Annotated in this window: 24 protein-coding genes and 2 pseudogenes; 17 read left to right on the top strand and 9 right to left on the bottom strand. The window is 30.4% G+C overall.

The genetic code is table 11. The features are described from left to right. Nucleotides 1-109 precede the first annotated feature (109 nt). Nucleotides 110-913, top strand: coding sequence for a conjugal transfer protein (locus tag BUB01_RS18585; RefSeq protein ID WP_479723190.1), 804 nt, complete (start codon nt 110-112; stop codon nt 911-913). A 243-nt stretch (nt 914-1156) separates the two neighbouring features. Here BUB01_RS18585 and BUB01_RS18590 read toward each other — a convergent pair whose 3' ends face one another. Next, nucleotides 1157-2026 carry a TetR/AcrR family transcriptional regulator gene (locus tag BUB01_RS18590; RefSeq protein WP_072991742.1) on the bottom strand — a complete coding sequence of 290 codons (870 nt, stop codon included), beginning with the start codon at nt 2024-2026 and terminating at the stop codon, nt 1157-1159. Between the two features lie 255 nt (nt 2027-2281). Between BUB01_RS18590 and BUB01_RS18595 the strand changes: the two genes are divergently transcribed. The 3 genes and pseudogenes from BUB01_RS18595 to BUB01_RS23320 all read left to right on the top strand — a co-directional run bounded on the left by BUB01_RS18595 (nt 2282) and on the right by BUB01_RS23320 (nt 3820). After that, nucleotides 2282-3034 carry a sulfite exporter TauE/SafE family protein gene (locus tag BUB01_RS18595; protein ID WP_242958447.1) on the top strand — a complete coding sequence of 251 codons (753 nt, stop codon included), beginning with the start codon at nt 2282-2284 and terminating at the stop codon, nt 3032-3034. 140 nt (nt 3035-3174) lie between these two features. Further along, nucleotides 3175-3624, top strand: a pseudogene (locus tag BUB01_RS18600) (YbhB/YbcL family Raf kinase inhibitor-like protein). 58 nt (nt 3625-3682) lie between these two features. Further along, on the top strand, nt 3683-3820 hold the full coding sequence (locus BUB01_RS23320; RefSeq protein ID WP_159433277.1) for a hypothetical protein: 138 nt from the start codon (nt 3683-3685) through the stop codon (nt 3818-3820). Nucleotides 3821-4008: 188 nt separating this feature from the next. On the opposite strand, the gene BUB01_RS24065 is transcribed toward BUB01_RS23320, so the two are convergent. Further along, nucleotides 4009-4086 carry a hypothetical protein gene (locus BUB01_RS24065; RefSeq protein WP_479723191.1) on the bottom strand — a complete coding sequence of 26 codons (78 nt, stop codon included), beginning with the start codon at nt 4084-4086 and terminating at the stop codon, nt 4009-4011. A gap of 851 nt (nt 4087-4937) precedes the next feature. Here BUB01_RS24065 and BUB01_RS18615 point away from each other — a divergent pair. The 8 genes from BUB01_RS18615 (at nt 4938) to BUB01_RS23875 (ending at nt 11667) form a co-directional block, all read left to right on the top strand. After that, nucleotides 4938-5354 (top strand): sigma factor-like helix-turn-helix DNA-binding protein, encoded by a 417-nt coding sequence (locus BUB01_RS18615; RefSeq protein ID WP_072991749.1) that lies wholly within the window; start codon nt 4938-4940, stop codon nt 5352-5354. Between the two features lie 4 nt (nt 5355-5358). After that, entirely contained in the window at nt 5359-5592 is a 234-nt protein-coding gene (locus tag BUB01_RS18620) for a helix-turn-helix domain-containing protein (protein WP_072991752.1), read from the top strand. A 414-nt stretch (nt 5593-6006) separates the two neighbouring features. Beyond that, nucleotides 6007-6153 (top strand): SHOCT domain-containing protein, encoded by a 147-nt coding sequence (locus tag BUB01_RS18625; RefSeq protein ID WP_072991755.1) that lies wholly within the window; start codon nt 6007-6009, stop codon nt 6151-6153. A gap of 60 nt (nt 6154-6213) precedes the next feature. Next, nucleotides 6214-7995 (top strand): recombinase family protein, encoded by a 1782-nt coding sequence (locus tag BUB01_RS18630; protein WP_072991759.1) that lies wholly within the window; start codon nt 6214-6216, stop codon nt 7993-7995. A gap of 89 nt (nt 7996-8084) precedes the next feature. Then, complete coding sequence (locus tag BUB01_RS18635; RefSeq protein WP_072991762.1) at nt 8085-8996, top strand: helix-turn-helix transcriptional regulator; 912 nt, start codon at nt 8085-8087, stop codon at nt 8994-8996. Nucleotides 8997-8999: 3 nt separating this feature from the next. Beyond that, nucleotides 9000-9593, top strand: coding sequence for a uracil-DNA glycosylase family protein (locus BUB01_RS18640; RefSeq protein ID WP_072991766.1), 594 nt, complete (start codon nt 9000-9002; stop codon nt 9591-9593). Nucleotides 9594-10137: 544 nt separating this feature from the next. Beyond that, on the top strand, nt 10138-11493 hold the full coding sequence (locus BUB01_RS18645; protein WP_072991769.1) for an MATE family efflux transporter: 1356 nt from the start codon (nt 10138-10140) through the stop codon (nt 11491-11493). 42 nt (nt 11494-11535) lie between these two features. Then, nucleotides 11536-11667 carry a hypothetical protein gene (locus BUB01_RS23875; RefSeq protein ID WP_278337157.1) on the top strand — a complete coding sequence of 44 codons (132 nt, stop codon included), beginning with the start codon at nt 11536-11538 and terminating at the stop codon, nt 11665-11667. A 215-nt stretch (nt 11668-11882) separates the two neighbouring features. On the opposite strand, the gene BUB01_RS18650 is transcribed toward BUB01_RS23875, so the two are convergent. Continuing rightward, nucleotides 11883-12341, bottom strand: a complete 459-nt coding sequence (locus BUB01_RS18650; protein ID WP_072991772.1) for a MerR family transcriptional regulator — start codon at nt 12339-12341, stop codon at nt 11883-11885. Nucleotides 12342-12487: 146 nt separating this feature from the next. Here BUB01_RS18650 and BUB01_RS18655 point away from each other — a divergent pair, with 146 nt between their 5' ends. The 3 genes and pseudogenes from BUB01_RS18655 to BUB01_RS18665 all read left to right on the top strand — a co-directional run bounded on the left by BUB01_RS18655 (nt 12488) and on the right by BUB01_RS18665 (nt 15873). After that, nucleotides 12488-14248, top strand: coding sequence for a 1-deoxy-D-xylulose-5-phosphate synthase (locus tag BUB01_RS18655; RefSeq protein ID WP_072991775.1), 1761 nt, complete (start codon nt 12488-12490; stop codon nt 14246-14248). Nucleotides 14249-14343: 95 nt separating this feature from the next. Then, nucleotides 14344-14517: pseudogene (locus tag BUB01_RS24025) on the top strand (DapH/DapD/GlmU-related protein); the annotation flags it as partial. A gap of 138 nt (nt 14518-14655) precedes the next feature. Further along, entirely contained in the window at nt 14656-15873 is a 1218-nt protein-coding gene (locus BUB01_RS18665) for a Bcr/CflA family efflux MFS transporter (protein ID WP_072991778.1), read from the top strand. A 343-nt stretch (nt 15874-16216) separates the two neighbouring features. Here BUB01_RS18665 and BUB01_RS18670 read toward each other — a convergent pair whose 3' ends face one another. Further along, nucleotides 16217-16810, bottom strand: coding sequence for a cysteine peptidase family C39 domain-containing protein (locus BUB01_RS18670; RefSeq protein ID WP_072991781.1), 594 nt, complete (start codon nt 16808-16810; stop codon nt 16217-16219). 420 nt (nt 16811-17230) lie between these two features. On the opposite strand from BUB01_RS18670, the gene BUB01_RS18675 reads away from it, so the two are divergent. Together BUB01_RS18675 and BUB01_RS18680 are read left to right on the top strand one after the other, a co-directional pair. Further along, on the top strand, nt 17231-19339 hold the full coding sequence (locus BUB01_RS18675) for a HelD family protein (protein ID WP_084109019.1): 2109 nt from the start codon (nt 17231-17233) through the stop codon (nt 19337-19339). Nucleotides 19340-19419: 80 nt separating this feature from the next. Then, entirely contained in the window at nt 19420-20259 is an 840-nt protein-coding gene (locus BUB01_RS18680) for a helix-turn-helix domain-containing protein (protein WP_479723192.1), read from the top strand. Between the two features lie 147 nt (nt 20260-20406). On the opposite strand, the gene BUB01_RS18685 is transcribed toward BUB01_RS18680, so the two are convergent. The 5 genes from BUB01_RS18685 to BUB01_RS18705 all read right to left on the bottom strand — a co-directional run bounded on the left by BUB01_RS18685 (nt 20407) and on the right by BUB01_RS18705 (nt 26741). Continuing rightward, nucleotides 20407-22182 carry an oleate hydratase gene (locus BUB01_RS18685; protein WP_072991787.1) on the bottom strand — a complete coding sequence of 592 codons (1776 nt, stop codon included), beginning with the start codon at nt 22180-22182 and terminating at the stop codon, nt 20407-20409. An 89-nt stretch (nt 22183-22271) separates the two neighbouring features. Continuing rightward, complete coding sequence (locus BUB01_RS18690; RefSeq protein ID WP_072991789.1) at nt 22272-22856, bottom strand: TetR/AcrR family transcriptional regulator; 585 nt, start codon at nt 22854-22856, stop codon at nt 22272-22274. Between the two features lie 446 nt (nt 22857-23302). Continuing rightward, nucleotides 23303-24529: a hypothetical protein gene (locus tag BUB01_RS18695; RefSeq protein ID WP_072991792.1), complete on the bottom strand. Its 1227-nt coding sequence runs from the start codon at nt 24527-24529 to the stop codon at nt 23303-23305. A 95-nt stretch (nt 24530-24624) separates the two neighbouring features. Next, nucleotides 24625-26052: a sensor histidine kinase gene (locus BUB01_RS18700; protein ID WP_072991795.1), complete on the bottom strand. Its 1428-nt coding sequence runs from the start codon at nt 26050-26052 to the stop codon at nt 24625-24627. After that, the gene (locus BUB01_RS18705) at nt 26049-26741 is read right to left on the bottom strand and encodes a response regulator transcription factor (protein WP_143152536.1); all 693 of its coding nucleotides are present in this window, start codon (nt 26739-26741) and stop codon (nt 26049-26051) included. The genes BUB01_RS18700 and BUB01_RS18705 overlap by 4 nt, the downstream gene beginning before the upstream one ends. Between the last annotated feature and the right edge of the window lie 41 nt (nt 26742-26782).

Below are 26782 nucleotides of genomic sequence, written 5' to 3' on the forward strand. Positions count from 1 at the left end.
GTATATGGTAAATTTTTTGAAAAGAAAAAAGAAAATAAAACAGCCCAAAGTTAAAAAGCTGAGAGTATATAAAGTAAATACACATAAAAAAGCAGTAATCGCTTTGTGGATGCTTCTTATAACTAGCTTTTGTTTTGCAGTATATAAAAATTTTACTGCAATAAACATTAAAACAGTTCATGAAACTAAAGTTATTGATAAAGAAATTGTGGATACCCATAAGATAGAAAATTTTGTGAAAAATTTTGCAAAAGATTATTATTCATGGCAGCCATCACAGGCTTCCATTGAAAGCAGAAATGAAGCAATTAAAAAATATCTTACAGAAGAATTGCAAACTTTGAATGTTGATACCATTCGCAGAGATATACCAACTAGCTCTACAGTTCAAAACGTGGAGATTTGGGCTGTAAAACAAGATGGAGAAAAGCAATTTCAAGTAACTTTTACAGTAGACCAGTTTATTACAGATGGTGAAAATAAGAAAAGTATAAGTTCTTCATATGAAGTTATAGTATATGTAGATGATTCTGGAAACATGGTTATAATAAAAAATCCTACAATTTGCAACATACCTTCAAAATCAAGTTATGAGCCAAAAACAAAAGAAGATGATGGAACGGTTGATGCATTAACTACTGGAGAAATTAACGAATTTCTAAAGACCTTCTTTAAGCTCTACCCAACGGCAACTGAAAAGGAACTATCTTACTATGTAAAAGATAGCGCATTGAAGCCTATTGGTCTAAATTATTCATTTGCAGAATTACTTAACCCAATATACACAAAGAAAGGAAATAAAATCCAAGTATTTGTATCAGTGAAATATCTAGACCAGCAGACAAAGGTAACGCAAATTTCACAGTTTGATTTAACACTTGAAAAGAACCAAAATTGGATGATTGTTAAGTAAATCAAAGCAACTTTTCTCCATTTGGGGTAATACCAGCATCTGACGATGTTGGCTACACCCCTTAATTAATGTATTTCTCCATTTTTACACTCATTTATTTCCTTTTGATTTTAAATATTTTTGTATCCAAGTATATTTAGGGGCTTAAGAGTAACAATATTGCCTCATTGGAGCATTAGACAAAAACTTAAAAAGTCATAATTATAAATACTAAGTAATAGTTTAAATGAACTACTATTTAGTTTAAGTTATTTTAGCAACTAGTTCTAATGCATCGTCTACTAAACTTTTAAGTTCATGTATTTTTCTAAGATAACTTAACAGGGCATGTAATATATATATCCTTGGCTTATTAGAAATGATTTCTTCTAATAAAGCTGATACAATACTACTTGCTTCATCTTTTTGGTTATTGTTTTTTAATGAAGATACTGAAAGATTCAGTTCATTAAATATTGTAATAATCTCATCTTTGAGAGTTCTAGCTTGTAAATCTGTAGTTTCACTGTTTTTCAACAGCTCTTTATTAATTAATGGAATATGCTTGGTTTCAATTAAGTTTGAGATAACAGCCCCAATTTGCTGAACTATGAAAATTGCAACATCATTGATTGAAACATTAACTGTACTTTCAAGAAAAAAAAATTGATATGATTTTATGATGCCACGTAAAAAAATTAATAATTCTCCAAGGTACGGTTCGATTATATCTCCATAAGCTGTAATTAAACATCGTTCATGCCAAGCAAGTAAACGCGCTCGTCCTTCATTCAGAACATGAGTAAATTTAGGATTTGCTTGTATTGCTACGTCTCTGTAGTCAATTATCATAAAGCTATTTTTAACAAAATAGCTAATTTGATAAGCTATTTCTTGACTTAATCTATCTAAAGGCGTATTTCCATTATCAAACTTCATTTCATTAAAAAATTGTTCAAAGCAGTCATTGAATACTTCAATAAAAAGTTCATCTTTGGAAGGAAAAAATTTATATAGTGTACCTTTTGCAATTTCGCAAGAATCTGCAATTTCTTGCATTGATGTAAAATGAAAGCCTTTTCTAATAAAAAGTAAACTCGATTTATTTAATATTTGAGAACGCATATTATTCATATTGTCACTTCCTTTCAATTGTACTATTATTTTTAGGTTATCATTCTCATTGATAAAAATCAATATAGTTTTTTAAGTCATTTGAAATATAATGTTGACAATTATGACTTTCAAATCTAAAATAAAACTTGAAAGTCACACACTAATAAATTAAGGAGCGATGCTAATGTCAGCTATACAATTTAATGATATCTTAATTTCTAAATTCTTATTACAACTAGGGGAGGAACAAATATGATTTATATTGCACTTCCTGTGGTAGGTTTTTTGGTTGGACTTCTAATCATTTCACTTGGTGGAGGAGGTGGTGGAATTTATGTTGGAATTTTAACAATATTTTTTAATATTTCACCTGCAATTGCTACATCTACTTCATTAGCTACTATCATTCCAACAACAGCGATTGGAACATTCAGTCATTGGAAGGCTGGAAATATTCGTATTAGGTTTGGACTTATAATGATAAGTGGTGGTGTTTTAGGTGCAATTGTAGGTTCCTTATGTTCAAGTGTTTTTCCAGTAAATTTATATAACAAATTTACTGGAATTGTTATTCTTTATCTTGGCATACAGATGTTACGTTCTTTATTCAAAAAACGAAAAAAAACAACTACTGAGAAACAAATGCAACATAAATCAAATATATATTCTAATTTTTTAGCAGTTGTATTTGGATTAATTGGTGGTATTATGTCTGGTATTGTAGGTATAAGCGGAAGTATTCCAGTTGTAGCTGGTCTAACTATTCTTGGGTGCAGTGTGCTTGAAACTGTGGGTACTTCTGTAATGGTGCTTGTTGGTATTTCCATAACAGGTTTTCTTATGCATCTAGGCCTTGGCAGTGTTGATTGGAAACTTGTTGGGCTATTATCAACTGGCACAATGAGTGGAGCATTTGTTGCACCATTATTATTGAATAGAGTGGATAAGAAAAAATTAGAGAAGATTATCCAACCTGTTCTTTTAATTATGACTATAGCTATTGGAATAGCTTTGATTTTTAAATAGCACATATTATTAAATAAAGACTTGAAAAATTCAATAAAAACTAAGGGATTAAATGTTTAACACCTTTAATTTCTTATCACACGTGACTTTCTTTTTATTGAATTTTAATTGCAATTACAGTAAGTTTTGGAGGAACAATTATGAGTAAAGAATTTTTGAAAAAGTTACCAAAGGCAGTAAGCTTTGAAGTTACAAGCAAAGATATTATAGATGAAAAAACATTTGCATTGGAACACTTTTCTGGAATATTTGGCGTAGAAGATGGTCAAGATGCATCTCCTCATTTATCTTGGTCAGGAGCACCAGAAGGTACAAAGAGTTATGCTGTAACTATTTATGATATAGATGCACAAACTGGTTCCGGATTACCACAGGGAGCATTTCCACTTCCTAATGATGCAAGTGTAACAAGATTTATATGAGCTGCTCCACCAGCTGGACAAGGTCAACATACATATGTAATTGTTGTTTATGTTTTAGATGTTGAAAATATAGGTGTACTAGGTAATACAACGCCAGCATTTCTTGGATTCAGTATGATTGGGCATACTCTTGGACGAGCGGTTATGACTGTAACCGCAGAATTATAATATATAAAGTTATAATAGTTTTATCTATTATAAAAAGATAAAGTGATGAGAAAATGAAATGAAGTTAGTTAATTTGAAATCAGAAGAAGAAATTCGTTTAGAGATCATGGTTAATCAAGGTATTATAGATGTAGAAAAAGAAGCTACTCTTTCTGGCCATACTATTGGAAATAGCATAAGTGCTCGAGAGCTTTAAATGCGAACTGGACAATGTTATTAGGTAAAACAGGTGATGAGTTTGAAGCATTGCAGGATGAATTAATAAAAGAAATATTAGAATTTGTAGTAGAATGAATAGACAAACATATCTAAATCGAGACAAATCAATAAAAAAGTTATTTATTAAAATAGATAAGACGAAAGGTAAAATAGATAGACACTATACTATATTTCCTTAGATTTTATAATCCCATCAGCTAGCGTATCGATAAGCATTAGTTCTTTTTTATCAAAAATATTCATTTAGTTTCGATTTGTCTCCGTTTGGTACTTTTTATAGTATTAGTGCTAGGGTAAAAATATTGGTCTACTGAAATATTAAGCAATGTTACTAAATCGCAAAAAAATCGTAGGCTTTAATGCTGACCATTATTCTCAATAGTTGTTGAATAGCGAGAGTCAATGCAAATGATATTTCCAACCTACTCACGTGTCAGCCCTTTTTTTCATTCGGGCTTCCTTTGTAGCAAGTCCAAATGCTGTAAAATTATATTTTTCATCTTTGTTACGCATATCTAATCACCTAAGTACAATCTACAGTTCCTAATAATTGTGTAACAGGTATAGAAAAACGTATTATTAGGTTTTATAATTCTGATTATGTATTGTTTGAAAAAAATATACTGTTGTACGGTAAATAAAAAAACCGCTATTACAGCAGTATCCTTTTCTTGCGCTCATTTAAATATAGTTATACGGCGGTTTTGAATAATTGAAGCTGTCGTATTTTTTTCTTGAAATTCGGAAGGTACAACCCAATGTAAATTTTATAAGCGGCGGCTAATAGGAGGTAGCTGCTATTAAAATGTATGATTGCTTAACAGAATTATACTTTGGGTTCTTTAATAAAAAAATTTATTATACAGCAATAAATAAAAAATATCATCAATATGCTCTTTTGAAACATATTGGAGAAATAATTAAATCAAAAGCACATAAACAGATTAAACGCTCTGATTATGTGCTTTTTTGGACTTTAAAAATCTTATTGAAAAAATTTTTAAAGAAATGCAACAAAAGTCACCTCGTTTGGAAGTTACGTTGCGGAAAGAGGAAAGACCTCAACCACTTCGTGACAGAAAGGGGGTGAACTTATGAAAGCATCTTCTTTTGAAAAGGCAATTGAAGCTCAATTTGATTGTCTTACAAAGAAAGTCATTAAGTATGAGAGAAGTAAGTATTATAGAGATATTTCTAGACATTGGAGAAATGAAATTTCATTCTCTGATTTATTGGAAGTAGAATTGGAGCACTTTTATAGCATAGACAAATATCCTAGTGAGTATACAGCATTTAATGTTCTTGGAATGGAAGTACAAATAATGGATAGGCAGTTAAGCAAAATTCTAAAAGTGCTACCAGAGAAGAAAAGAAATATTATTTTACTATCATACTTTATGGATATGTCAGATTTAGAAATTGGAAAACTAATGAATCTCGTACGCAGCACAATTTATCGACATAGGACAAGCACGCTGAAAGAAATAAAAAAATTGTACAAGGAGGAATAAGAATATGAAGAAGAAGAAAAATCTATCATTTGATATTATTGTAGCTGCCACGGATGGAGATAAAGAAGCAATTAAAAAGTCTTTGGACTTCTATGATGGTTATATATCAAAATTAAGTTTACGTAAAATGTATGATGATTATGGAAATGTTTATATGGTTGTTGACAGTGAATTAAAGGGTAGAATACAAACTGCTGTAATGAATATGATTTTGAATTTTGAGATTATTGTAGTTTAGAGATTTTATATGAAATATATGTTTTGTCCTCTTTCCAAAATGCTTCATTTAATATCATATAAAAGTTAATCAAATAATTATTGCTTGATATCTAAAAGCTTTTATTGTTCTTTGAAAACTAAATAAAGCAATCGAATACATTTTAATAAGAAGATAGCCGACAGACTGATACGCCATGACCATAAAGCGAGCGATTATTGTCAGTGTACTGTAGATAATCTTTGGCAAGATTATCGCCATGATTTTTTATTACAATAATGATACTCCCGTATAGCCTTAGTCCGAGCGTGATAAAACCGTCGCAGACAATGGATACGGCTGCATGAGAACCATGCAGGGGTTAGATTCCCGTGAGCTGAGCCACAGCTATTCGATTTGTTTAGTAAATAATAGATTAGCAGAAAGGGGGATTATATGAACAAGGATTTGATTAGTTACAGTATGCAACTTGCAATGTTAAAAAAATTACTTGTTCGTAAGCTGATTTCAGAAGAAGAATATATAAAGGTAAAAAAAGGACTTATGAAAGATTATAAGATAGTATCAGATATAACTGCTTGAATCGCAGTTCTTTTGGTTGTATAATTAATACAACAAAAGGAATACGGAAGGGTGGTTTATATGAAAGAAGTTGAAGTAATAAAAGCTAAAGGCATATCAACAAGTCGAAATAAAGGTAAAACAATTGAGCGATTACGGGTAGCGGCTTATTGTAGAGTGAGTACTGATAGTGAAGACCAATTAAATAGTTATAAATCGCAGGTAGCCTATTACACCGAATTAATCAAGAAAAATAAAGAATGGGCTATGGCTGGAATTTTTGCAGACGAAGCAATTACAGGAACACAGGTGACAAAACGAGAAGATTTTCAAAGAATGATTAATGAATGTATGAATGATGAAATTGATATGGTGATTACAAAATCTATTTCACGTTTTGCAAGAAACACCTTAGATACATTAAAATATGTTCGTATGCTAAAAGAAAAGAATATTGCTGTTTATTTTGAGGATGAAAAGATTAATACTCTTACAATGGATGGTGAATTACTGCTCGTAGTTCTTAGCTCTGTAGCACAACAAGAGGTTGAAAATATATCTGCAAATGTAAAAAAAGGACTTAAAATGAAAATGAAACGCGGCGAATTGGTTGGATTTCAAGGATGTTTAGGTTATGACTATCATCCAGAGGATAAAACAATAACTGTAAATCAAGAAGAAGCTAAAATTGTACAATATATTTTTAACCGATATATTGAAGGTGCTGGAGGTTCAGTAATAGGTAAAGAATTAGAGAATCTTGGATATAAAACAAGATATGGAAGCAGTTCGTGGGCACAATCAACTGTAATTGGAATAATTAAAAACGAGAAATATAAAGGCGATTTGCTTATGGGAAAGACTTTTACTGTTGACCCAATTTCAAAGAGAAGACTAGATAACTTTGGCGAAGAAGATAAATTTTATATTAGAGATCACCATGAAGCTATTATAAATGAAGAAACTTTTGAAAAGGCACAGGCAATCTTAGAAAGAAGGAATCAAAATAGGGTTAAAATTGGTGACGGAAATATTAAAAGAGAAAAATTCAGTAGACAATATGCTTTTAGTTGTATGCTTGAATGTGGTTTTTGCAGTAGTACATTAACTAGAAGAAACTGGCATAGTGGAACAGACCACAGTAAAGTTGTTTGGCAGTGTGTTACAGCCACTAAAAAAGGAAAGAAATTTTGTAATGATAGCAAAGCTATACCAGAAAAAGCAATAGAAGATGCATTTGTAGAAAGTTATCGTCTATTATGCTCTGATAATAAAGAAGTGCTTGAAGAATTTTTGCGGAGAATGGAGGGAAATTTAAATGGTAGTAGTGTTAACAAGCAAATATCTAAAATAGATAAGGAAATAAATACACTAGAAAAAAAGAAAAATAAGTTAATTGACATGAGGTTAGAGGATTCAATTGATAAAGCTACATATGAAGCGAAATATGCTGATTTAATATTAACTCAAGAAAATCTTATTGAAGATAGAAAGAAGCTTGGTGAAATCTCTGAAAATGAAAAAGAAATAAAACACCGTTTGAAAGAATTTAAGACTACATTAGAACAAAATGAGGTATTAGAGGAATTCGACAGATATGTTTTTGAAAGTGTAGTAGAAAAAGTTATTATAGGTGGAATTGATGAAGCTGGAAATAAAGACCCTGCACAAATTACATTTGTTTATAAAACAGGATTTAAGAGTAGCTTAAATGGAGATAAATTTAGACCTCAAAGAAAAAATGCAAGAGGTAGACATAGAACTGATAAATTGTGTTCCTATGATAATAACGAGGTTGAAAAATTGTGTTCTAATAGTAGCACCGATACATGTGGAGACTTGCGTATTGCTAAAAAAAGTTGAAAAATAATTGATTTAAATAGTGCATATTATAACCTTGACATATCATTGTCAAGGTTATAATAATATAATTAAGTTATGGAGGTGGTTAGTTGCAAGAAAGTAGATTGTTTAGAATTTTGTATTACCTATTGGATAAAGGACATGCTACTGCTCCCGAATTAGCAGAAAGATTTGAGGTATCTGTTAGAACCATTTACCGTGATGTTGATGCAATCAGCAGTGCGGGGATTCCTATCTATGCTACAGCAGGGCGAAATGGTGGCATACAGTTTCTTGACGATTATGTTCTTGATAAGTCTTTTTTCTCTGACAAAGAAAAGCAAGAAATACTATCAAGCATACAAAGCCTTTCAGCCATACAATATCCTGAAGTTGATAACATTTTAAAGAAACTCAGTGCAATTTTTCAAATAGGGCTTACAGATTGGATTGAGGTTAATTTTTCCCGTTGGGGAAGCATGGCAGAAGATGAAAATCAATTATTTCTCCAATTAAAGAAATCTATTTTTGAAAAACGGAGAATTAGTTTTGAATATTACAATTCTTCTGGTACAAACCGAAAGCGTGATGTCTTACCACGAAAGTTAGTTTACAAAGACAAAGCGTGGTATCTTTATGCCTTTTGTCTTTTGCACGATGACTATAGGCTATTTCGATTTTCTCGTATAAAGAATCTAGATTTAACAGAAATACGGTTTGAAGAATTTCCTGAAATAGAGCACGGCATTTTCCCAAAGCCACAGGATATGGGAATGTTGATTGATTTAGAGTTACGATTTCCTTTAGAGGTAGGATTTAAGCTATATGATACTTTAGAAGATAGCGCTATCGTCAAGAGTGAAGATGGATATATTGTAAATCTGACATTACCTGAAACTGATTGGCTGTATGACTTTCTTATGTCTTTTGGTGATAGAGTTACAATAATTCGTCCACAATTTATAAAGCAACGGATAATAGAAAAATATGAAGCTGCATTAAACCATTACAAAGGAGTTTGAAAAATGAATATTAGAACAGAATTAGAAAAAGTAGTTGGCACTATGGAACATATACAGTTAAATAATTTAGAGATTGACCCATTGAAAATCAAGGCAATTATGATAAACGAGGTAGTTCCTGCTGACCCAGCTCAAGATTTCTACGGACAGCCCGAAGCAGATTATATGACAACAACGATACCTCTTTTTCAAAAGGCAGGATTACAAGTCACAAATATACAAGACATATTGCAGATGGGTGTCTATATTACAAATGCAGTCAAAACTCCTAAATCGGATTACACTATTGAAAAAAGTAGTATTGAGAATAGTTTGCCTTATTTAGAAAAAGAGCTTGCATTATTCCCAAATATCAAAGTAATTATGCTCATGGGAGACGTTGCTAAAAAGGCATTTAACATGATTGCGAAGAAAGCAACAAAGAAAAATGCTCTTCCTGCTATTTCAACTTACAAGCTACGAAATAGCGAAATTTACTACAGGAATATCCGGGTTATGCCGTCATATATTATAACCGGTGGCAATATTCTAATTGAAAAGTCAAAGTTTGAAATGGTTTCTGAGGATATTGCTGTAATGGCTCGCATAATTGGATAATTAGAATTTAATAGTTTTTTTGAAAAGCCTGACATGATAAGTGTCTATAATAACACCAAAGGACTATATTATTGATTATATGTTAACTTCAGCTAATACTGATGATAGAGATGCTATTTGAGGTTGACTAATTTTAAAAAAATGATTATTATATAAGTAAATAATTGTATGAAAGGGTGAGTATAGTGTTTTATATAATATTCGGGAAATTTTGTATTGCAAATGGCTCCAAAAATGTGGATAAGATGAAACATTGTGCGGAGCCCAATAAAATTATTTAGTATCAGTTATTGAGGGTAATTTTGATTAAACCAGAATAGAAATGTATCTATAATGGTTTTGTTTTGTTACCAATTACTGAATAATACTAAATGTGAGATTTATTAAGCCGTAGATAATGTTTTGTCTACGGCCTTTTGCTATGCTTATTTTATTGTACTTACAATGAAATCTTAGTACTATCGTAAAAGCAGAGGTCTTGCACCAACAAGGTGCATAGTGTCCTCTGCTTTTTATTTTATTTTAAGAAGGGATGTAATCATAAATGAAAAAAGATCAACAGGATTTAACAATCGGAAGTGTAACTAAAAAGTTAATAAAGTTTTCCATACCTCTTTTTATAGCCAATTTGCTACAGTCATTTTACAGTCTTGTAGATATGTTGGTTGTTGGAAGAGTTGTTGGGAAAGTCGGACTTGTAGCAGTCAGTAATGCATCCATGATTAGTTTTATTATTACCTCAATTTGTATCGGAATTACAATGGGAGGTACGGTGCTAATCGCCCAATATAAAGGTGCAGGTGATGAAAAAGGTCAAAAAGAAACAATTGGAACATTGTTTACTATATCAACTATTGTTTCTATAATTGTTACATTGATAGGATTACTTGTATATAAATCAGTCTTTGAGCTCCTTAATATTCCTATCGATGCAATGCAAGATGCTTGTGATTATATGGAGATAATATGTGCTGGAACATTTTTTGTGTTTGGCTATAATGCTGTTTGTTCAATTATGAAAGGTTTTGGTGATTCAAAAAGTTCACTTTACTTTGTTGTAATTGCTACTATCATCAATGTTATTTTAGATTTGATTTTAGTAGGACCCTTAAAATTGGGAACGAAAGGAGCAGCGTATGCAACTGTATTTTCAGAAGCAGTTTCATTTATACTTTCAATTATCTACTTAAGGCGTAATAGTTTAATTTTTGACTTTAAATTTAAAAGTTTTGGTATAAAGCTTAATAAATTTTTCCCTATATTAAAAATTGGAATGCCTACTGCAATCCAGATGGTAATTGTCAATATATCATATCTTTTGATTACGGGTATGCTGAACAATTTTGGGGTTTCTGTCGCGGCAGCTTCTGGCATTGGATTAAAGGTAAGTACTTTTGCTGGTATGCCTTGTTGGGCAATTGGTCAGTCAATCACAGCTATGGTGGGACAAAATATGGGTGCAAAAAATATTGGACGTGTAAAAAGCACTACAATAGTGGGATTGCGACTTAATTTAATTATTACTTTGTTAGTAGCAATATTCGTACAATTATTTGCAGAACCAATTATTACTCTTTTCAATCCCGCAAGCGTGGACGTGGTAAGGGATGGTGTTTTATATTTGAGAATTTGTTGTTCGCTTAACAGCTTAATATATGCAACGATGTATACATTTGATTCATTTGCTATTGGTGTAGGCGCTGCAAATATAGCTATGTTTAATGCATTACTAGATGCAGTTGTAGTTCGTTTGCTGATGAGTTGGTTATTGGCATTTTTTCTTAACTATGGATTTGTAGGTGTCTATGTCGGTGAGGCTATCTCACCTGTTTTACCCGCAATTGTAGGATTGGTTTATTTCAAAGGTAAAGCATGGAGAACCAAAAAATTGATAGAGTAAAATAATACATTTCCAATTCATTTTAGCAGAACTATTCCTTGGATGATTATACAATGGGACGCAAGAGTCCTTGAAAAAATAGTTGTTGATAAGGAAAAAGCTTTTTCCATAAAGCCAGAGGATTTATATTATTGGCATTATGAAATATTAGAAAAAGTATTATCAGAGATATAAGTCTATATAATAAATATTGCATTATTTGAAGGAAAGAAATAAATTACAATATGGAGTGTGGGAACATAATAGAATAACTTTAGAAAAAAGAGATGCTATGAAAAATATCAATGGCTTTGATAAGAAGCGTAAAATTTAAAAAGGTCACTGAAAATCACTTACTTTTTCATGTGAAAAAGTAAGTGATTTTTTATGAATTTAATACCATAAAGGGCCTATTTATTACAATACATTTTTTTTGTTTTTTCCTTTAAATTTCGAATGTCTTCAGGGATATCTTCTGGCTTTAAGGAATCATGTACAGAGCACGTTTTGGCAGTTTGTGCAGTTTCATAGTACCAGCATTTGAATTTGATTAAATCAAGAGTTGTCTGTAGTTCTGCAATTTGGTCTATAACTTTTTTTTGCTGTTCTCTAAACATGTTGAGGCGCTGGTCAATTGTTTCATCGCCCTGCATACACCAGTTCATAAACTCCTTAATTTCTTTGATTGACATCCCTGATTTCTTTAAACATTTAATCATAAAAAGCAATTCAAGATCATCATCCTTAAATATCCGTATTCCATTTTGGTTACGTTCAACAAAAGGCATTAAACCTTCTTTAGCATAAAAACGAAGGGTATGTGGAGATACGTCGATCTTTTTTGATAGTTCACTAATCGTATAGTACATTTTTACTCCTCTTAAAAAATATTTTTAAAATTATTAAAACTCCATTGACTTAGAGTTTACTCTCAGGTTTATGATAATAATATCACTCAAGAAAATGTGCGTCAAATATAAAAAATATCATAAAAGATATTGAAGGAGAATGAAATATGTATTTAGAAAAAATTAATTCGACAGGGGATGTAAAAAAATTATCAGTAGATGAAATGAAAGATTTGAGTTCAGAAATCCGACAAGTATTGCTTAAGAAGTTAAGTGAGCATGGAGGGCATATTGGGCCTAATCTTGGAATTGTAGAACTTACAGTTGCTTTGCATTATGTATTTAACTCACCAAAGGATAAGATTGTTTATGATGTTTCTCATCAGAGCTATGTTCATAAAATACTTACTGGAAGAAAAGAAGCATTTATTAATTCTGAAAAATATGATGAGGTTTCTGGTTATTCTAATCCAGAAGAAAGCAATCATGATTTTTTTAACATAGGACATACTTCCACATCCATAAGTCTTGCTTGCGGTCTTGCTAAAGCAAGAGATTTAAAAGATGAGAATGATAATGTGATTGCGATTATTGGAGATGGTTCACTAAGCGGAGGAGAAGCATATGAAGGACTAAATAATGCAGCAGAAGCAGGAACAAATATGATTATTGTTGTAAATGATAATGATATGTCCATTGCAGAAAACTATGGTGGTTTGTATAAAAATCTTAAAGAACTTAGAGATTCAGAAGGAAAATGCCAATGTAATTTCTTTAAAGCAATGGGATTAGATTACTACTATGTGAAAGACGGACATGATTTTGAGCAGTTAATCAGTGTATTTAACAAGGTTAAGGATATAGATCATCCAGTAGTTGTTCATATTCACACAATTAAAGGAAAAGGTTTTGAATTTGCTGAAAAGAATAAGGAACAGTGGCATTGGGGAATGCCTTTTGTATTAGAGACAGGAGAATCAAGGTTCTCTATGAGTGATACAGAGGATTATGGTAATTTGACTGGAAAATACCTGTTAGATGCTATGAAAAAAGATCCGAAAGTAGTTGCCATTACATCAGGAACTCCAGGAGTGTTTGGTTTTTGTACAGAAAGAAGAAAAGAAGCAGGTAGACAATTTGTTGATGTTGGTATTGCAGAAGAACATGCAGTAGCTTTGTCTTCAGGAATTGCAGCAAATGGTGGAAAAGCAGTTTATGGAGTATATAGTACATTTCTTCAAAGAACATATGATCAGCTTTCACAAGATCTGTGTATAAATAATAATCCAGCAGTAATACTGGTATATTCAGCATCTGTTTATGGAATGAATGATGTAACACATCTTGGATTATACGATATTGGTATGATGAGTAACATTCCCAATATGGTATATCTTGCTCCAACATGTAAGGAAGAATATTTTAGGATGCTTAAGTGGGGAATGAGTCAAAATGAGCATCCAGTGGCTATTCGTGTTCCAGCAATGGGAGTAATTGAAAGTGGAGTACAAGATAAGACAGATTACTCTAAATTAAATAAATATAAGGTAACAAAAGCAGGAAAAGATGTTGCAGTGATTGCACTTGGAGATTTCTATCAGCTTGGTCAGTCAATTGTCACAAAGCTTTCAAATGAAAATGGTATTGAGGCTACTCTGATTAATCCAAAGTATATCACAGGTATTGATGAAGAATTATTGGAAAGCTTGAAAAAAGAGCATAAACTTGTAATTACTCTTGAAGATGGTATTTTAGATGGTGGCTTTGGTGAGAAGATTGCAAGATTTTATGGTCCTTCTGATATGAAGGTTTTAAATTATGGTATCAAGAAGGAATTACTAGATCGTTATGTTCCGGAGGAACTTATGAAAAAAAATAGACTTACAGATGTTCAGGTGGTAGAAGATATCATAAGTATTATAAAATAGGAGATGGAGTTCTGATTGGACACAATGTAGTATTGGCTACTTTAAATCATGACATTGATCCAAGAAAACGTAGTGATATGCATCCCAAGCCAATCGTGATAGGCAATAATGTTTGGATTGGAGCAAATGTAACAGTCGTTTCAGGTGGGACTATTGGTGATGGTGCTGTTATTGGAGCTGGTGCAGTTGTGACCAAAGATGTGCCTCCTAATGTTATTGTGGGCGGTGTACCTGCAAAAATTATTAAAAAAATTGAAGTATTGACTTAAACAATGATTCTTACTATAATGTAGCTGTGACGGAGGGTATATTCGTATACTGGATAAGTTATCAACAAATGTTGTTGATAACTTATCTTTTTTTTATCCCTCAATGTAGTATTTTAATTAGGAGGCAATTATAACAATATGAAAAATCAAAAATTATTAACACCACAAAAATATCTAGGCACGAAGGGTCTTGTATTATTTATTTCTTTAATGGGAATGTTTATACCACTATCAATCGATTTGTATTTACCAGCGATGCCAATTATGAATGAGTATTTTAATACATCATCAGCAATGGTAAACTTAACTTTGATAGCTTTTTATATTTTTTATGCTGTAGGTATCATAGTATTTGGGCCTCTAAGCGATAAATATGGTCGTAAACCAATATTAATTTTGGGGTTATTTATATATTTAATCGGTAGTATTGGTTGTGCAATCTCAATGTCAATTGAACAATTAATTTTATTTAGGGTGTTTCAGGCGTTAGGAGCAGGTAGTGTTATGGCTATTTCAACTGCGTTGATCAAAGATTGTTTTTCAGGAAAATTAAAAAGCAAAATTCTTGCAATTGTACAAGCTATGGGAGTACTTGCACCAATGTTAGCACCTATAGTAGGTGCAGCAATTTTAAAAGTAGCAGAGTGGAGAGAAACTTTTATAGTACTTGCTGTTATAGGTTTATTAACATTAATAGTAGCATTTCTATTTGAAGAAACTTTACCCAAAAAAGAACGTTATAATGGAAGTTTAGGAGGTTCTCTAATACGTTTATTGGTAGTCGGAAGAAATGTAGGATTTAGTACTTTCCTATTCATTGCAGCTACACTAGCAGCGCCTTATATGGCTTATGTAGCAATGTCTTCATATATTTATAAGAACTTTTTTTATTTTAATGCACAGACATATAGTTACTTCTTTGCTGTTAATTCAGCCTTTGCAATTATTGGACCAATAATTTATATTCGTTCTATAGGAAAGGTGCCACCTCGTATTTTTTCATGGTGTTGTTTTGGAATATCGTTAGCTAGTGGATTAGCAGTATTTTTCCTAGGAACTCATTCGCCAGTAGTTTTCTTAATCTCCTTTCTGCCTTTTACACTAGTAGAAGGAGCGATTCGTCCATTTAGTACTAATATTCTATTAGATCAACAAAAAGAAGACATTGGCTCAGCATCCTCACTAATTAATGCAGTCCATACTATTATGGGAAGCATTGGTATGGTGCTTAGTTCTCTTGCTTGGAATAATTTGATTCATGGGTTAGGAATTATAATGATTTTAGCAACTATAATAGTCATTTTAGTTTGGATAATTCTATTACATAGCAAAGTAAAATTAGAGGGGTTAAACTAAAAGTTTAATTTTTCAAATTTGTATATGTAAATTACGGGAAAGTTAAAATTGTACAATATGTTTTTAATCTATATATTGAAGGAACTAGAAGTTAAGTAATTGAAGGAACTAGAAGTTAAGTAATTGTTAAAAAATTAGGTAATCTTAGATAAAAAAATTAGTGAAGAAACTTTTGCAAAAGCATGAGGAGTTTAGGGGAGAATCTTAGGAAAATTTTCAAAATGAAAAAGCCTTGTATTAAATCAAACAAGGCTTTTTATTAAATCTGATTTATAAAGATAATTCTTTAAAAAGTGAATTATTTTGTGGATATTAAATACACTACTAAATTTCAGTAGGATAATTAATCTTGGTGTTTTATGACACAAGGTTTATATATTATTGGTAAATTATCATTTTTAATAATTAAGCCACTAAAGTAATTATGATTACCGAATTGATCAATTGCATGCCAACGTTTAATAAGCTCGGTGTTGGAAATATAAGTATAGTTGCCGAGTGTGAAAGGATCCATAAATATAATTCTGTAATCATCATAACCACAAGCTATTACATAATGATTGTCTTTCCAGTCAAAATTATAATCAATATTGTCATCTTTCCAAGCCTGAATTAAAAGAATAGGTGTAATCATGTTATCAATATAAGATTTAACAATGTTGATGTTCATATCTATATTAAATGAAGCTTGAAAACCAAGCTTTTGCATAAAGCTAATGATATTATGATAATCAGTCCCAAATATCGGCTTCTGCTGCAATGACTCTATTAGCACATCCTGATGATATATAATACCGTAACTTGCAAGTATTGATTGTACACAAGCTACCCCGCAAGTGTATAAAGTTTCCTGATAACATAATGGTACAGGGACAAAGTGATTGTAGGAGTCAATATTAATTTCGGAATTCTCAATATTGTCGATTTCGGTTCCCATTGTTTATCACTCCTTACTAAAGGTTAAAGAAAATTCTTTATAATGATAATATATGAAATAATGTTGAATAATGTGCATTGACATTATGTATATGTTAATAATTATAGATTCTAATTTAGTAATCTTTTAAATTAGAATCTATAGTTATTAATAAAGAGACATTTAAAAATTAAGATAAAAAGAATTTTTTAACATATCTTTTAATAGTTCAAAATAGCAAGATTTATTAAATATGATTAATATCTACATAATATAATTATACATGGTGATATGAAGATGGATTAAAGCTTCAAGATTTTATAAAGTAATGAATGTTAGTACTGTCATTTACGAGTTATAACATCTAAAGATGAAAATAAAGCAAATATAGAATATAGTTAGGCGCTAAGAGATTGGGTTTTACCAAAAAGGAGGATTTAAATGAGTGAGTCACAGCAAAAAGACGGACATTTTTTGAATAAGCCTGCCCATGTCAAGGAAAGTAAAGAGAAAAAAAACGATAAAATACTGACTTTTCCAGATGAAGTCAAGCATCTTGATAATATTAAGGACAAACTAAATGATGCTATAAAAAAAGCAAATTATTCAGTTGACCAATTAGATGAAGAATATATGGCTGTTAAAAAATATATGGTACAGTATCGTGGTGAAATTGATCCACACGAGATGTTCCAAAATGAACTTACTTTAAAACAAGTTGATAACAGAGGAGCTTTTTCAGTTAAAATTCGAGATAAGGTTGTCAAATTATTAGATTCGCCTTATTTTGCAAGAATTGATTTTCAAGAAATATCTGCAGAAAAAGCAGAGGTTTTTTACATTGGAAAATTCGCTTTCAGTTATGATAATAAACTGTTAATTTCTGATTGGCGCTCCCCAGTTGCAAGTATGTTTTATGATTGTGAGCTTGGAGCTGCTGGATATAATGCACCTTGTGGATATATTAGAGGAGAGTTAATCAGAAAACGTCAATTCAAAATCAAAAATGGTGAGATGGAATATTTATTTGAGAGTTCGGTTAATGTTCAGGATGATATTTTGCAACGAGAATTGGGGCATACTTCGGATGAAAAGATGAAATCTATAATTGCAACTATTCAAAAGGAACAAAATCAAATTATTCGTAATGAAAAGGCATCAACTCTTCTTATTCAAGGTGTTGCAGGTTCAGGTAAAACATCCATTGCATTACATCGTATTGCTTATCTACTATACCGTTTTAAAAGTCAACTTTCTGCAAGTAATATCATAATAATCTCTCCTAATAAGGTGTTTGGGGATTATATTTCTAATGTTTTGCCTGAATTGGGAGAAGAGCCGATTTATGAGATGAGTTTTGAAGATATTGCAAAGGAACAGCTTAAAGGGATTATTCAATTTGAGCAAGATAAAGATTCTATTGAAATGAATGACCCAAAATGGGCAAATAGAGTCTGCTTTAAATCCACAATGGGTTTTGTAAGATTAATGGATAATTATCTTGAACATATGACTGATATAATTTTTGAGCCTATGGACTATACATTTGGAAATTTCATTGCAAAAAAGGAATGGATATATGATAGATTTACATCCTATAAAAGACATCCCATCAAGCAAAGACTTAAAATAATTGCACATGATATATATGATTACTTTGAAACTGATAACTATATAGAAGAGGCTTTGCCAAGACCAGGGGCAATTTATAGAAGCCTAAATGCCATGTTAAAATTTAAAAATACCCTGGCACTATACAAGGATTTTTATAGTCAGATGTGTATAGAGGACAAATTTGTTATGCCAGCAAAAAAAACAATCGAATGGATGGATGTATATCCGTTTATGTATTTCCATGCAACTTTTGAGGGGTTGCAGGAGAGTCAGGTTATAAGACATATAGTTATCGATGAAATGCAAGATTATACTCCAGTTCAATATGCCGTGATTAATATTTTATTTAAGTGTCAAAAAACAATTCTAGGTGATTTTGGACAGTTTATTAATCCAAATCATTTATATACGCTTGATGATCTGCGTCAGTTATATAAAGATGCAGAATTTGTAGAGCTAAAGAAGAGCTACCGTTCAACCTATGAAATTATTTCATTTGCAAAACACGTAAAAGATGTTGACTCAATTGAGGCTGTTGAGCGTCATGGAGATGTACCTGATATTATATGCTGTAAGAATGAACAGGAGGAACTTGTGCAGATAAAGAAAATAATTGATGCATTTCAGAGTAGTGAAAATATCACCTTAGGAATTATATTAAAAACCAATGAAAAGGTTAAATTATTTTATGATATACTATCTCTGAACTACGAAGTGCATTTGATTTCACCAGAGAGCGTGTCTTTCATGAATGGTATATCAATTACTTCAATTCAAATGTCAAAAGGATTGGAATTTGATGAGGTCATTATACCTTCAGTTAATAATGATACTTATTTTAGTAATTATGATCGTAGCCTTCTTTATATTGCATGTACTCGAGCAATGCATAAATTGTCTTTGACGTATAGTGGTAAACCTACGCAACTAATTTAAATGGGCAGAAGATTAGCTGATATTCGATAAATTGATTAATATATTATGGAAGGAGGGAAGCTGCAATGGTTTATAAAGTGATGAATGTTATTACTGCTATTGATTATATTGAAGATCATCTATCAGAAAAACTGGATTTGGATATAGTAGCAAATGCTGTGCACTATTCTAAATATCATTTGCATAGAACATTCACAGCTTCTGTTGGCTTGACAATACATGACTATATACAGCGAAGAAAATTGACAGAAGCAGCGAAGTTATTGGTATTTTCCAATAAACCTATAATTGAAATTGCTTTGATAGCTGGATATGAAAGTCAACAAGCATTTACTTCTATTTTTAAAGCTATGTATAAAAAATCTCCTAACCAATATCGAAAAGAACAGGAATTTTATCCTTTGCAGCTAAGATTTGTTTTGAAAAAGGCTAGCATATGTTTAGAAAATATTCTAGAATTACAAAAACAAATTAAACTTGCTACTTTATCTGATGTTCCATTATGGATGAACTTAGTGAGATTAGTTATTGACGGTTTTCCTAATTTACATGAGGAAGAATACATAAACAAGTTAAAGAAGTGTATAGCTGAAAAAAGAGCTTTAATATTGAAGTGTGATAATACTGTTATTGGAAGTATGGTTTTCAGCAAAGAAACTGGTAGTATTGATTTTTTTGGAATACATCCTCAATATCGTAATTCAGAAATAGCACAAGCATTTCTTAAAAAAGTTATGGATGATTTTTTACTAGATACTACTATTTCAATTACTACTTTTCGTGAAGGGGATAAAGCTGATACAGGTCATAGAGAAATGGTTAAAAAATTAGGATTTGCAGAAGCAGAGTTGTTAACAGAGTTTGGATATCCTACACAAAAGTTTGTCTTATCTTCTGAAAAGGTAATAAATACTAATTAAGATAAAACAAATATATAGCAGTAAATTCCAAACAGTTTCGAAAATATGTGAAATTGAGAATTAATTCGTTAGCGTTTAACTATTAAAATAATTAAGAACCCAGTAGAAAAATTTTTTCTACTGGGTTTAATTTTAAATTAAATTATATTATATTAAATTATATTCTTTTAATAATTTCTCTATATCAGTACCTTCAATTTTCTTAAGAGTATCTTTAAGAGCTAATTTTTCCTTAATTCCTAGTTTCATGTCTGTTATACCTTTACCATCACGCATCATAACTGTAGCATTAAGTAAATCACGAATATCATAAACACTTCCCCAAACTTCAGGTACACCACGGTCAACATTAAGTAATTTATAAACAGCTTCCATACCAGTTCTCATAGAATACTCTGTTGTGAATATTGTATCACGCTTTGTCTCTGCGAATTGACCAATGAAGGCAAAGTTTACACTTCCTTCTGGAACAACATTAGGACGATCTCCTGCAGCACGAGGCATAAAGAATGAAGTAATATATGGCATCATACAAGGTATTGTATTAGCACTATTTTCAGCCATATCCTCAATTTGGTCTACTGGAACTCCAAGGTGATATAACCATTCCATACAGATTTCTTTTCCTGTACATTCACGCATTGGTTTCTTTATAAAGTTACCTGGCTTGTCACTAAATAAGCCATAAACCCATCCAACAAGTTGTCCTTTTGGTTGGTTACGGAATTGTGGTTGACGATTGAATGTCCAACTTAATAACCAATTTGAATCTTTGACAGTAACTATACCTCCTGTTACAACCCCTCCACTAAATGGATCACGTTTACATATATTTTGAAGATAAGGTGGTATTCGTTGATCTAATGTTGTAACTGTTGCTGACATCCAATTACTCTTTTCTGGATCAGAACAGAAATTATCTGGATTACCGAAGGATGGATCTTGAGCTGCTATTTTACGCCACATATCCCATCCGCCACCTTCTTTAATTTCTTTATTGAAAGGTGCTGGAGTATTTTGACTTCCAAGACTGGAGTTTTCAACACAACCACCATTGCTTATAAATACAAGATCATTCTCAGTAAGATCTATAAATTCTTCTTTACCATCATGAATAATAGCTATACGGTTAGCTTGTTTTTTATTCTCATTTATTTCAAATTCCACGTTTACTACCTTTGTATTATAATGGAATTGAACGTTATATGATTCTAAATATTTAATCATTGGCAGAATCATAGATTCATATTGATTATATTTTGTAAAACGTAGAGCTTTGAAATCTGGTAATCCTCCAATATGGTGAACAAAACGTCTAATATATAGCTTCATTTCTAAAGCACTATGCCAATTTTCAAAAGCAAACATAGTACGCCAGTACAACCAGAAGTTTGAATTTAAAACTTCTTCATCAAATAATTCATCAATTCTCTTATTATATAATTTTTCATCTGGAGTAAAGAATAATTTCATAATTTCCATGGAACCTTTATCTGATAAACCAAATTTTCCATCTGTATGAGCATCTTCTCCACACTTAATTGTAGCACGCATTAATGAGTAGTTTGGATCACGTTTATTTAACCAATAATATTCGTCTAAAACGCTAATTCCTTCAGTTTCAATAGAAGGAATTGATCGGAATAAATCCCACATACATTCAAAATGGTTATCCATTTCGCGGCCACCACGCATTACATAGCCAAGATTATCATATTCATATCCATCGCAGGCTCCACCTGGAATTGGTTCTTTTTCAAGAATATGAACATGTTCTCCTTTCATTTGACCATCTCTTACAAGATAACATGCTGCAGTAAGTGCAGCTAAACCAGAACCGATTACATATGCTGATTTATGGTCAACTCCTTCTGGTTTTAATGGACGAGCAAAGGCTTCATAATTTCCACTTGAATAATACATAAAAATTACCTCCATATACTTTATTTAACTACATATTAATATTTATATGCAAAGGTAACAATAAACAATTTATCTAATATGATAAAAATTTAATCATTTTCTTCAGTTTGTTGTATTTTATCAATACGATATTTATTTAAAGCTCTTTTAATATCACCTTTTATTAAAGTGCTAAGATGATCAATGATAATTTGAGGATCATCTTTCATATCGTTCTTAATCCAATCTAGCATTAATCCTACAAACGCAAATTTATAAAAATCTGCAATAAATTTTTTATCTGCCTCGGGAACATTCATATTAATAGCTTTTTCTTCAACTACGCCAATAAGTAAGTTATAAGTTAATTTATAAAGATAAATTTCAACTTGTTCTCTACTTACAGAACGATATACATTTAAAATGAAAGGCTTATTTTCAAGTACTGCATTAAATATTTGTAAAAAGCCTTGTTGCCAAGTATTATATGTTTTTTTACCATCAAGAGCTTTTGCAGTATCTTCAATACAAGACCACTCAACTAAATCATAAATATCTTTAAAATGATAATAAAAAGTCATGCGATTAATTCCACAGTCTTCAGTAATATCAGAAATAGTTATTTTATCAAGAGGTTTTTTTAATAGTAAATTTTTCAGTGATATCTCTAGTGCACGTTTAGTTGTTTTAGACATATCAATGTCTCCTTTCTATTACTTATTTTGCTATATAGTAAATTAGCCTATACTCTAACTAAATTTAAATATTGGTGGTAAAGTAAAACAATTTAATAGATTGATTGAAATTCAAAATTATACAAGGTTGGGACCATACTTTGGAAGGTCCAAATGTGTTAATATTAAAATTAGAAAACAGGAAAAAATTCTTTTGTTAATTTCTGTAATTTGGACAGGGTTTAAATATATTATAATATACTTTGAAAAGAGTTGGAATAAATGAGAAAATTTCTGTAAAGATTTTTGTAGGTTACTTTTAATAGATAAAAAGGTAGAAAACCCTGTTTGAGTTTCTACCTTTTTTGAAGTATATAGCAAACAAATAAGCAAGTTAGAGAAATTTAAATATTTAATGTACTGATAGAAGTAGTGTTAATATATATAAGTTTTTTAATAATCAATATTTATTTAATATCAAATAAATATCGCGTATATACTGGTTTCATTATTTTTTCAATTTTAATAGGTGGTTTGTTTTTTCGTTTAATCTCTTTAGGTTTGGCATTTTTATCTTCAATAAGGGTTTCATTCGTTGCTATCATTTTATCACGTTTAGGATTTAATAGTATATTTTCAAGTTTAGAATCTTGTATCGTTTTGTCTACAACTGGAATTTTATTTTTTATAATAAATTTATCTTTATCTATAATTCCCATGAATGTTCCAACAAATGAAGAAGACTTATTATCTTTATCTGGTTTAGTAGATTCATTAATAAAAATAAGTTTGCTTTTTTCATCATATTTTTGATTATAGAAGTTATATTGCTTTATATCATTTACATATTCGGTTATTTTGTTTTTCTCAAAATTAGCATTATAAAATGTTACCGGTCCATAATGCATTTGTTCATGAATGCTATGAACAAGTAAGGTTCCGTCTTCTAATATTGATTGTATAAAAGCTCTATAGATTTTTAATTCAGATGTAGTTCCATCATCTAAATTTACTCGTCTAATTTTTTCCTTGTCACATATATATAAATATGGTTCAGATATAGCAAAAGCTTCACCTTCGTAAAAATCACCATATCTTACGATTTCATGTTTTTTACCTGTTCTATAATTAATAGCCTCATAAGTTTGTTTATTATTTAATTCTTCTTTACGCCAAGAAAGATATCCTTTTTTTAATAGTAATTCATTTAATTTACTCATAATAACTAATGATTCATATTCTTTTTTAGATAAGGGAGTATAGATTTTTTTCATGGTATTATCTTTAAGAGATATAGAATAAATAGATACATCATCAGCTACTATTAGTGTTTCATCATTTTCCATACCTATAACTTCTTTAATACCTTTGTCTGCTAATATTTCAGTTGTTTGTTCTGTTTTAATATTAATATTATAAAGTTTTAGTGTTTTGCTTAATGAATCATCTGTATAATTTACAGTATAGCCAATAACATTATCATCGTCTTTCCAAGCTATTAATGATTCGTTCTTAAACATTTTTAACTCTTTATTAAAAACAGCTTCTGTCTTTTGTTTAGTTTGCTCTGCCTGGAGTTTAGTTTCCGCTTTTACATCTTTTGAAACCTGAATGCTTTTTTGTGTGCTACAGCCAGTGATAAGCAGTGATAGCCCTAAAATACTGATTGTCGGTATTGAAATGCATTTTTTCATAATTTTAACTCCTTCCCTAAAATAAAAAATCTTGAATTTTAACTTCTCTTTAAGTAAATATTTTAGCTTAAGGTTGCTAAAAATCTTATGCATATTTATTGCAATGATATTAAATTAATATTAATTTGCACTTCATTGTAATCTATAATCATGGATATATCACCACCATGCTCAGTAACTATTTGCTTACATATATACAATCCTAAACCGTTTCCTCTTTCATTTATGGAATTGTTCCCCCTTACAAATGGTTCAAAAGCTTTTTTGGCAAACTCATTATCCACGTCATAAGATTTATTTTTAATGAGTATTGAATAATTATTGTTAATTTGTTTTCCACATATTGATACTTGGCTATTACAGGGGGAATACTTAAAAGCATTTTCTAAAATGTTTAATATAAGACTTTTTATATCATAGGGTATTCCTAGTATATATCCTTCTGATAAATGTAAAGCTATAGATATTCCTTTATCTATAGTTCTTATACTTACTTCATCTGCTAATTTTTCTATTAATTCTTTTATGTTTATTTTTAGTTTTTCTCTTGATAAGATTTGGCCTTTAGATACAGCTAATATACTACATATCATATTGTTAAGGTTGTTACTTTCATCTATAATGCAGTGTAATGCTTTATCTCTAAAAGAAGTATCTTCGTAATTATCAAGCAATAGTTCTCCATAACCACTTATTGTTGTTAAAGGAGTTTTAAGTTCATGAGTAACATTGCAAAAAAAGTCTCTTCTGCTTTTCTCTAGATTATGAACATCTTCTATTTGAGTTTTAAGCTTTGTTACCATCTTGTTATAATCTTTTGCGATATCGCTAATCTCATCATTAAATGAAATATCATTAATTTTGTAGCTATAATTACCATTAGAAATTTCTTCTACACCTTGTTTAAGTTTTTCTAATGGTCTAGTTGATTTACTCACTATAAAATATATAATTAGAATTGTTGAAAATATAGATAGTATTTCTGCAACTGTGAAAACCATATAAATATTTCTATCATTAACAATTAAACTTTCATAATCTCGTACTAGTTCAACAATTCCTAAAAATTTATCTTCATTGTAATAAGGGTATGCAAAATAGCCCTTATAATCGGAAATTTTATTGCTCATGTAAGTATAAGATTTGTTATGCTTTGCTTCGTTTATATGTTCTTTTACATTTGAATCTATATTTCCTTTTATAACGCTAATTTCACAGTCACCATCTGTATTATATATTCCTATAGTACATTTATAATTATCAGACAAATTGTTAGCAATTTTGGGAGCTTCGATAATAAAATTATACTTGTCCATTTTTTTGCCACTTAAAATAAAGTATTGTTTAATAAATTCAGTAGAATTTTTTTGTTGCATTATCATATCGTTTTTTATAGTACTAGCCTCATTAAAATCAATAATATATTTTACAACAGCATTAAGTAGAGCAGCACTTATTAGAAGGATTAATGCACATCTTGACGTGATTTTCTTTCTTAAAGTTCTATTTTTATTAAAAATCATAGACACCTCATTTTATAACCAACACCAAATACAGTTTTTATATATTTATTTTCTTCATCCTCTAACTTTTCTCGTACTCTTCTGATGTGTACATCCACAGTTCTTGCATCTCCAAAGAAATCATAGCCCCAAACGCTATTAAGTAATTGTTCCCTTGAAAATACTTTACCAGCATTTGTAGCAAGTACGTAGAGAATTTCATATTCTTTTGGTCTTAGAACTATTTCTTTGCCATATTTTATTATAACTTTACCGTCAGTATCTATAAAAGTTTCTTTTCCTATATAAAGTAATTCATTAATATTTTTATTTTTTTTATTATTAGATATTCTTTGAAGTGATTTATTAATTCTAGCTATAACTTCTTTAATGTGAAAAGGTTTTGTTATATAGTCATCAGCGCCTATTTCTAATCCTAGAACCTTATCAACTATATCGTCCTTAGCAGTTAGCATTATTATAGGTAAGGTATGTTGCTCTAGGACTTTTTTACATATTTCAAAACCATTAATATCTGGTAGCATTAAATCTAGTAAAAGTAAATCAGGATTAAATTCAATTATCTTTTCTAATGCTATTTTACCGTTTTCAGCGGAATCAACTATAAAACCTTCTTTTTCTAATGCATAAGCAACCATTTCTTTTATATTTTTATCATCTTCAACTATTAAAATTTTATTTTTCATAATATACCTCTTTTGTATTAATAATTATTAGGCGGATATATTCT

Source organism: Clostridium cavendishii DSM 21758, assembly GCF_900141845.1.
Lineage (GTDB): Bacteria > Bacillota > Clostridia > Clostridiales > Clostridiaceae > Clostridium_AG > Clostridium_AG cavendishii.

What these genes read in the sequence shown, in the direction of transcription:
- BUB01_RS24065 (WP_479723191.1), bottom strand. Translation starts at nt 4,086, where the DNA reads ATGAATATTTTTGATAAAAAAGAACTAATGCTTATCGATACGCTAGCT.
- BUB01_RS18665 (WP_072991778.1), top strand. Translation starts at nt 14,656, where the DNA reads ATGAAAAATCAAAAATTATTAACACCACAAAAATATCTAGGCACGAAG.
- BUB01_RS18655 (WP_072991775.1), top strand. Translation starts at nt 12,488, where the DNA reads ATGTATTTAGAAAAAATTAATTCGACAGGGGATGTAAAAAAATTATCA.
- BUB01_RS18650 (WP_072991772.1), bottom strand. Translation starts at nt 12,341, where the DNA reads ATGTACTATACGATTAGTGAACTATCAAAAAAGATCGACGTATCTCCA.
- BUB01_RS23875 (WP_278337157.1), top strand. Translation starts at nt 11,536, where the DNA reads ATGATTATACAATGGGACGCAAGAGTCCTTGAAAAAATAGTTGTTGAT.
- BUB01_RS18590 (WP_072991742.1), bottom strand. Translation starts at nt 2,026, where the DNA reads ATGAATAATATGCGTTCTCAAATATTAAATAAATCGAGTTTACTTTTT.
- BUB01_RS18695 (WP_072991792.1), bottom strand. Translation starts at nt 24,529, where the DNA reads ATGAAAAAATGCATTTCAATACCGACAATCAGTATTTTAGGGCTATCA.
- BUB01_RS18670 (WP_072991781.1), bottom strand. Translation starts at nt 16,810, where the DNA reads ATGGGAACCGAAATCGACAATATTGAGAATTCCGAAATTAATATTGAC.
- BUB01_RS18690 (WP_072991789.1), bottom strand. Translation starts at nt 22,856, where the DNA reads ATGTCTAAAACAACTAAACGTGCACTAGAGATATCACTGAAAAATTTA.
- BUB01_RS18645 (WP_072991769.1), top strand. Translation starts at nt 10,138, where the DNA reads ATGAAAAAAGATCAACAGGATTTAACAATCGGAAGTGTAACTAAAAAG.
- BUB01_RS18620 (WP_072991752.1), top strand. Translation starts at nt 5,359, where the DNA reads ATGAAGAAGAAGAAAAATCTATCATTTGATATTATTGTAGCTGCCACG.
- BUB01_RS23320 (WP_159433277.1), top strand. Translation starts at nt 3,683, where the DNA reads ATGAAGTTAGTTAATTTGAAATCAGAAGAAGAAATTCGTTTAGAGATC.
- BUB01_RS18615 (WP_072991749.1), top strand. Translation starts at nt 4,938, where the DNA reads ATGAAAGCATCTTCTTTTGAAAAGGCAATTGAAGCTCAATTTGATTGT.
- BUB01_RS18585 (WP_479723190.1), top strand. Translation starts at nt 110, where the DNA reads ATGCTTCTTATAACTAGCTTTTGTTTTGCAGTATATAAAAATTTTACT.
- BUB01_RS18685 (WP_072991787.1), bottom strand. Translation starts at nt 22,182, where the DNA reads ATGTATTATTCAAGTGGAAATTATGAAGCCTTTGCTCGTCCATTAAAA.
- BUB01_RS18675 (WP_084109019.1), top strand. Translation starts at nt 17,231, where the DNA reads ATGAGTGAGTCACAGCAAAAAGACGGACATTTTTTGAATAAGCCTGCC.
- BUB01_RS18630 (WP_072991759.1), top strand. Translation starts at nt 6,214, where the DNA reads ATGAAAGAAGTTGAAGTAATAAAAGCTAAAGGCATATCAACAAGTCGA.
- BUB01_RS18640 (WP_072991766.1), top strand. Translation starts at nt 9,000, where the DNA reads ATGAATATTAGAACAGAATTAGAAAAAGTAGTTGGCACTATGGAACAT.
- BUB01_RS18680 (WP_479723192.1), top strand. Translation starts at nt 19,420, where the DNA reads ATGAATGTTATTACTGCTATTGATTATATTGAAGATCATCTATCAGAA.
- BUB01_RS18700 (WP_072991795.1), bottom strand. Translation starts at nt 26,052, where the DNA reads ATGATTTTTAATAAAAATAGAACTTTAAGAAAGAAAATCACGTCAAGA.
- BUB01_RS18625 (WP_072991755.1), top strand. Translation starts at nt 6,007, where the DNA reads ATGAACAAGGATTTGATTAGTTACAGTATGCAACTTGCAATGTTAAAA.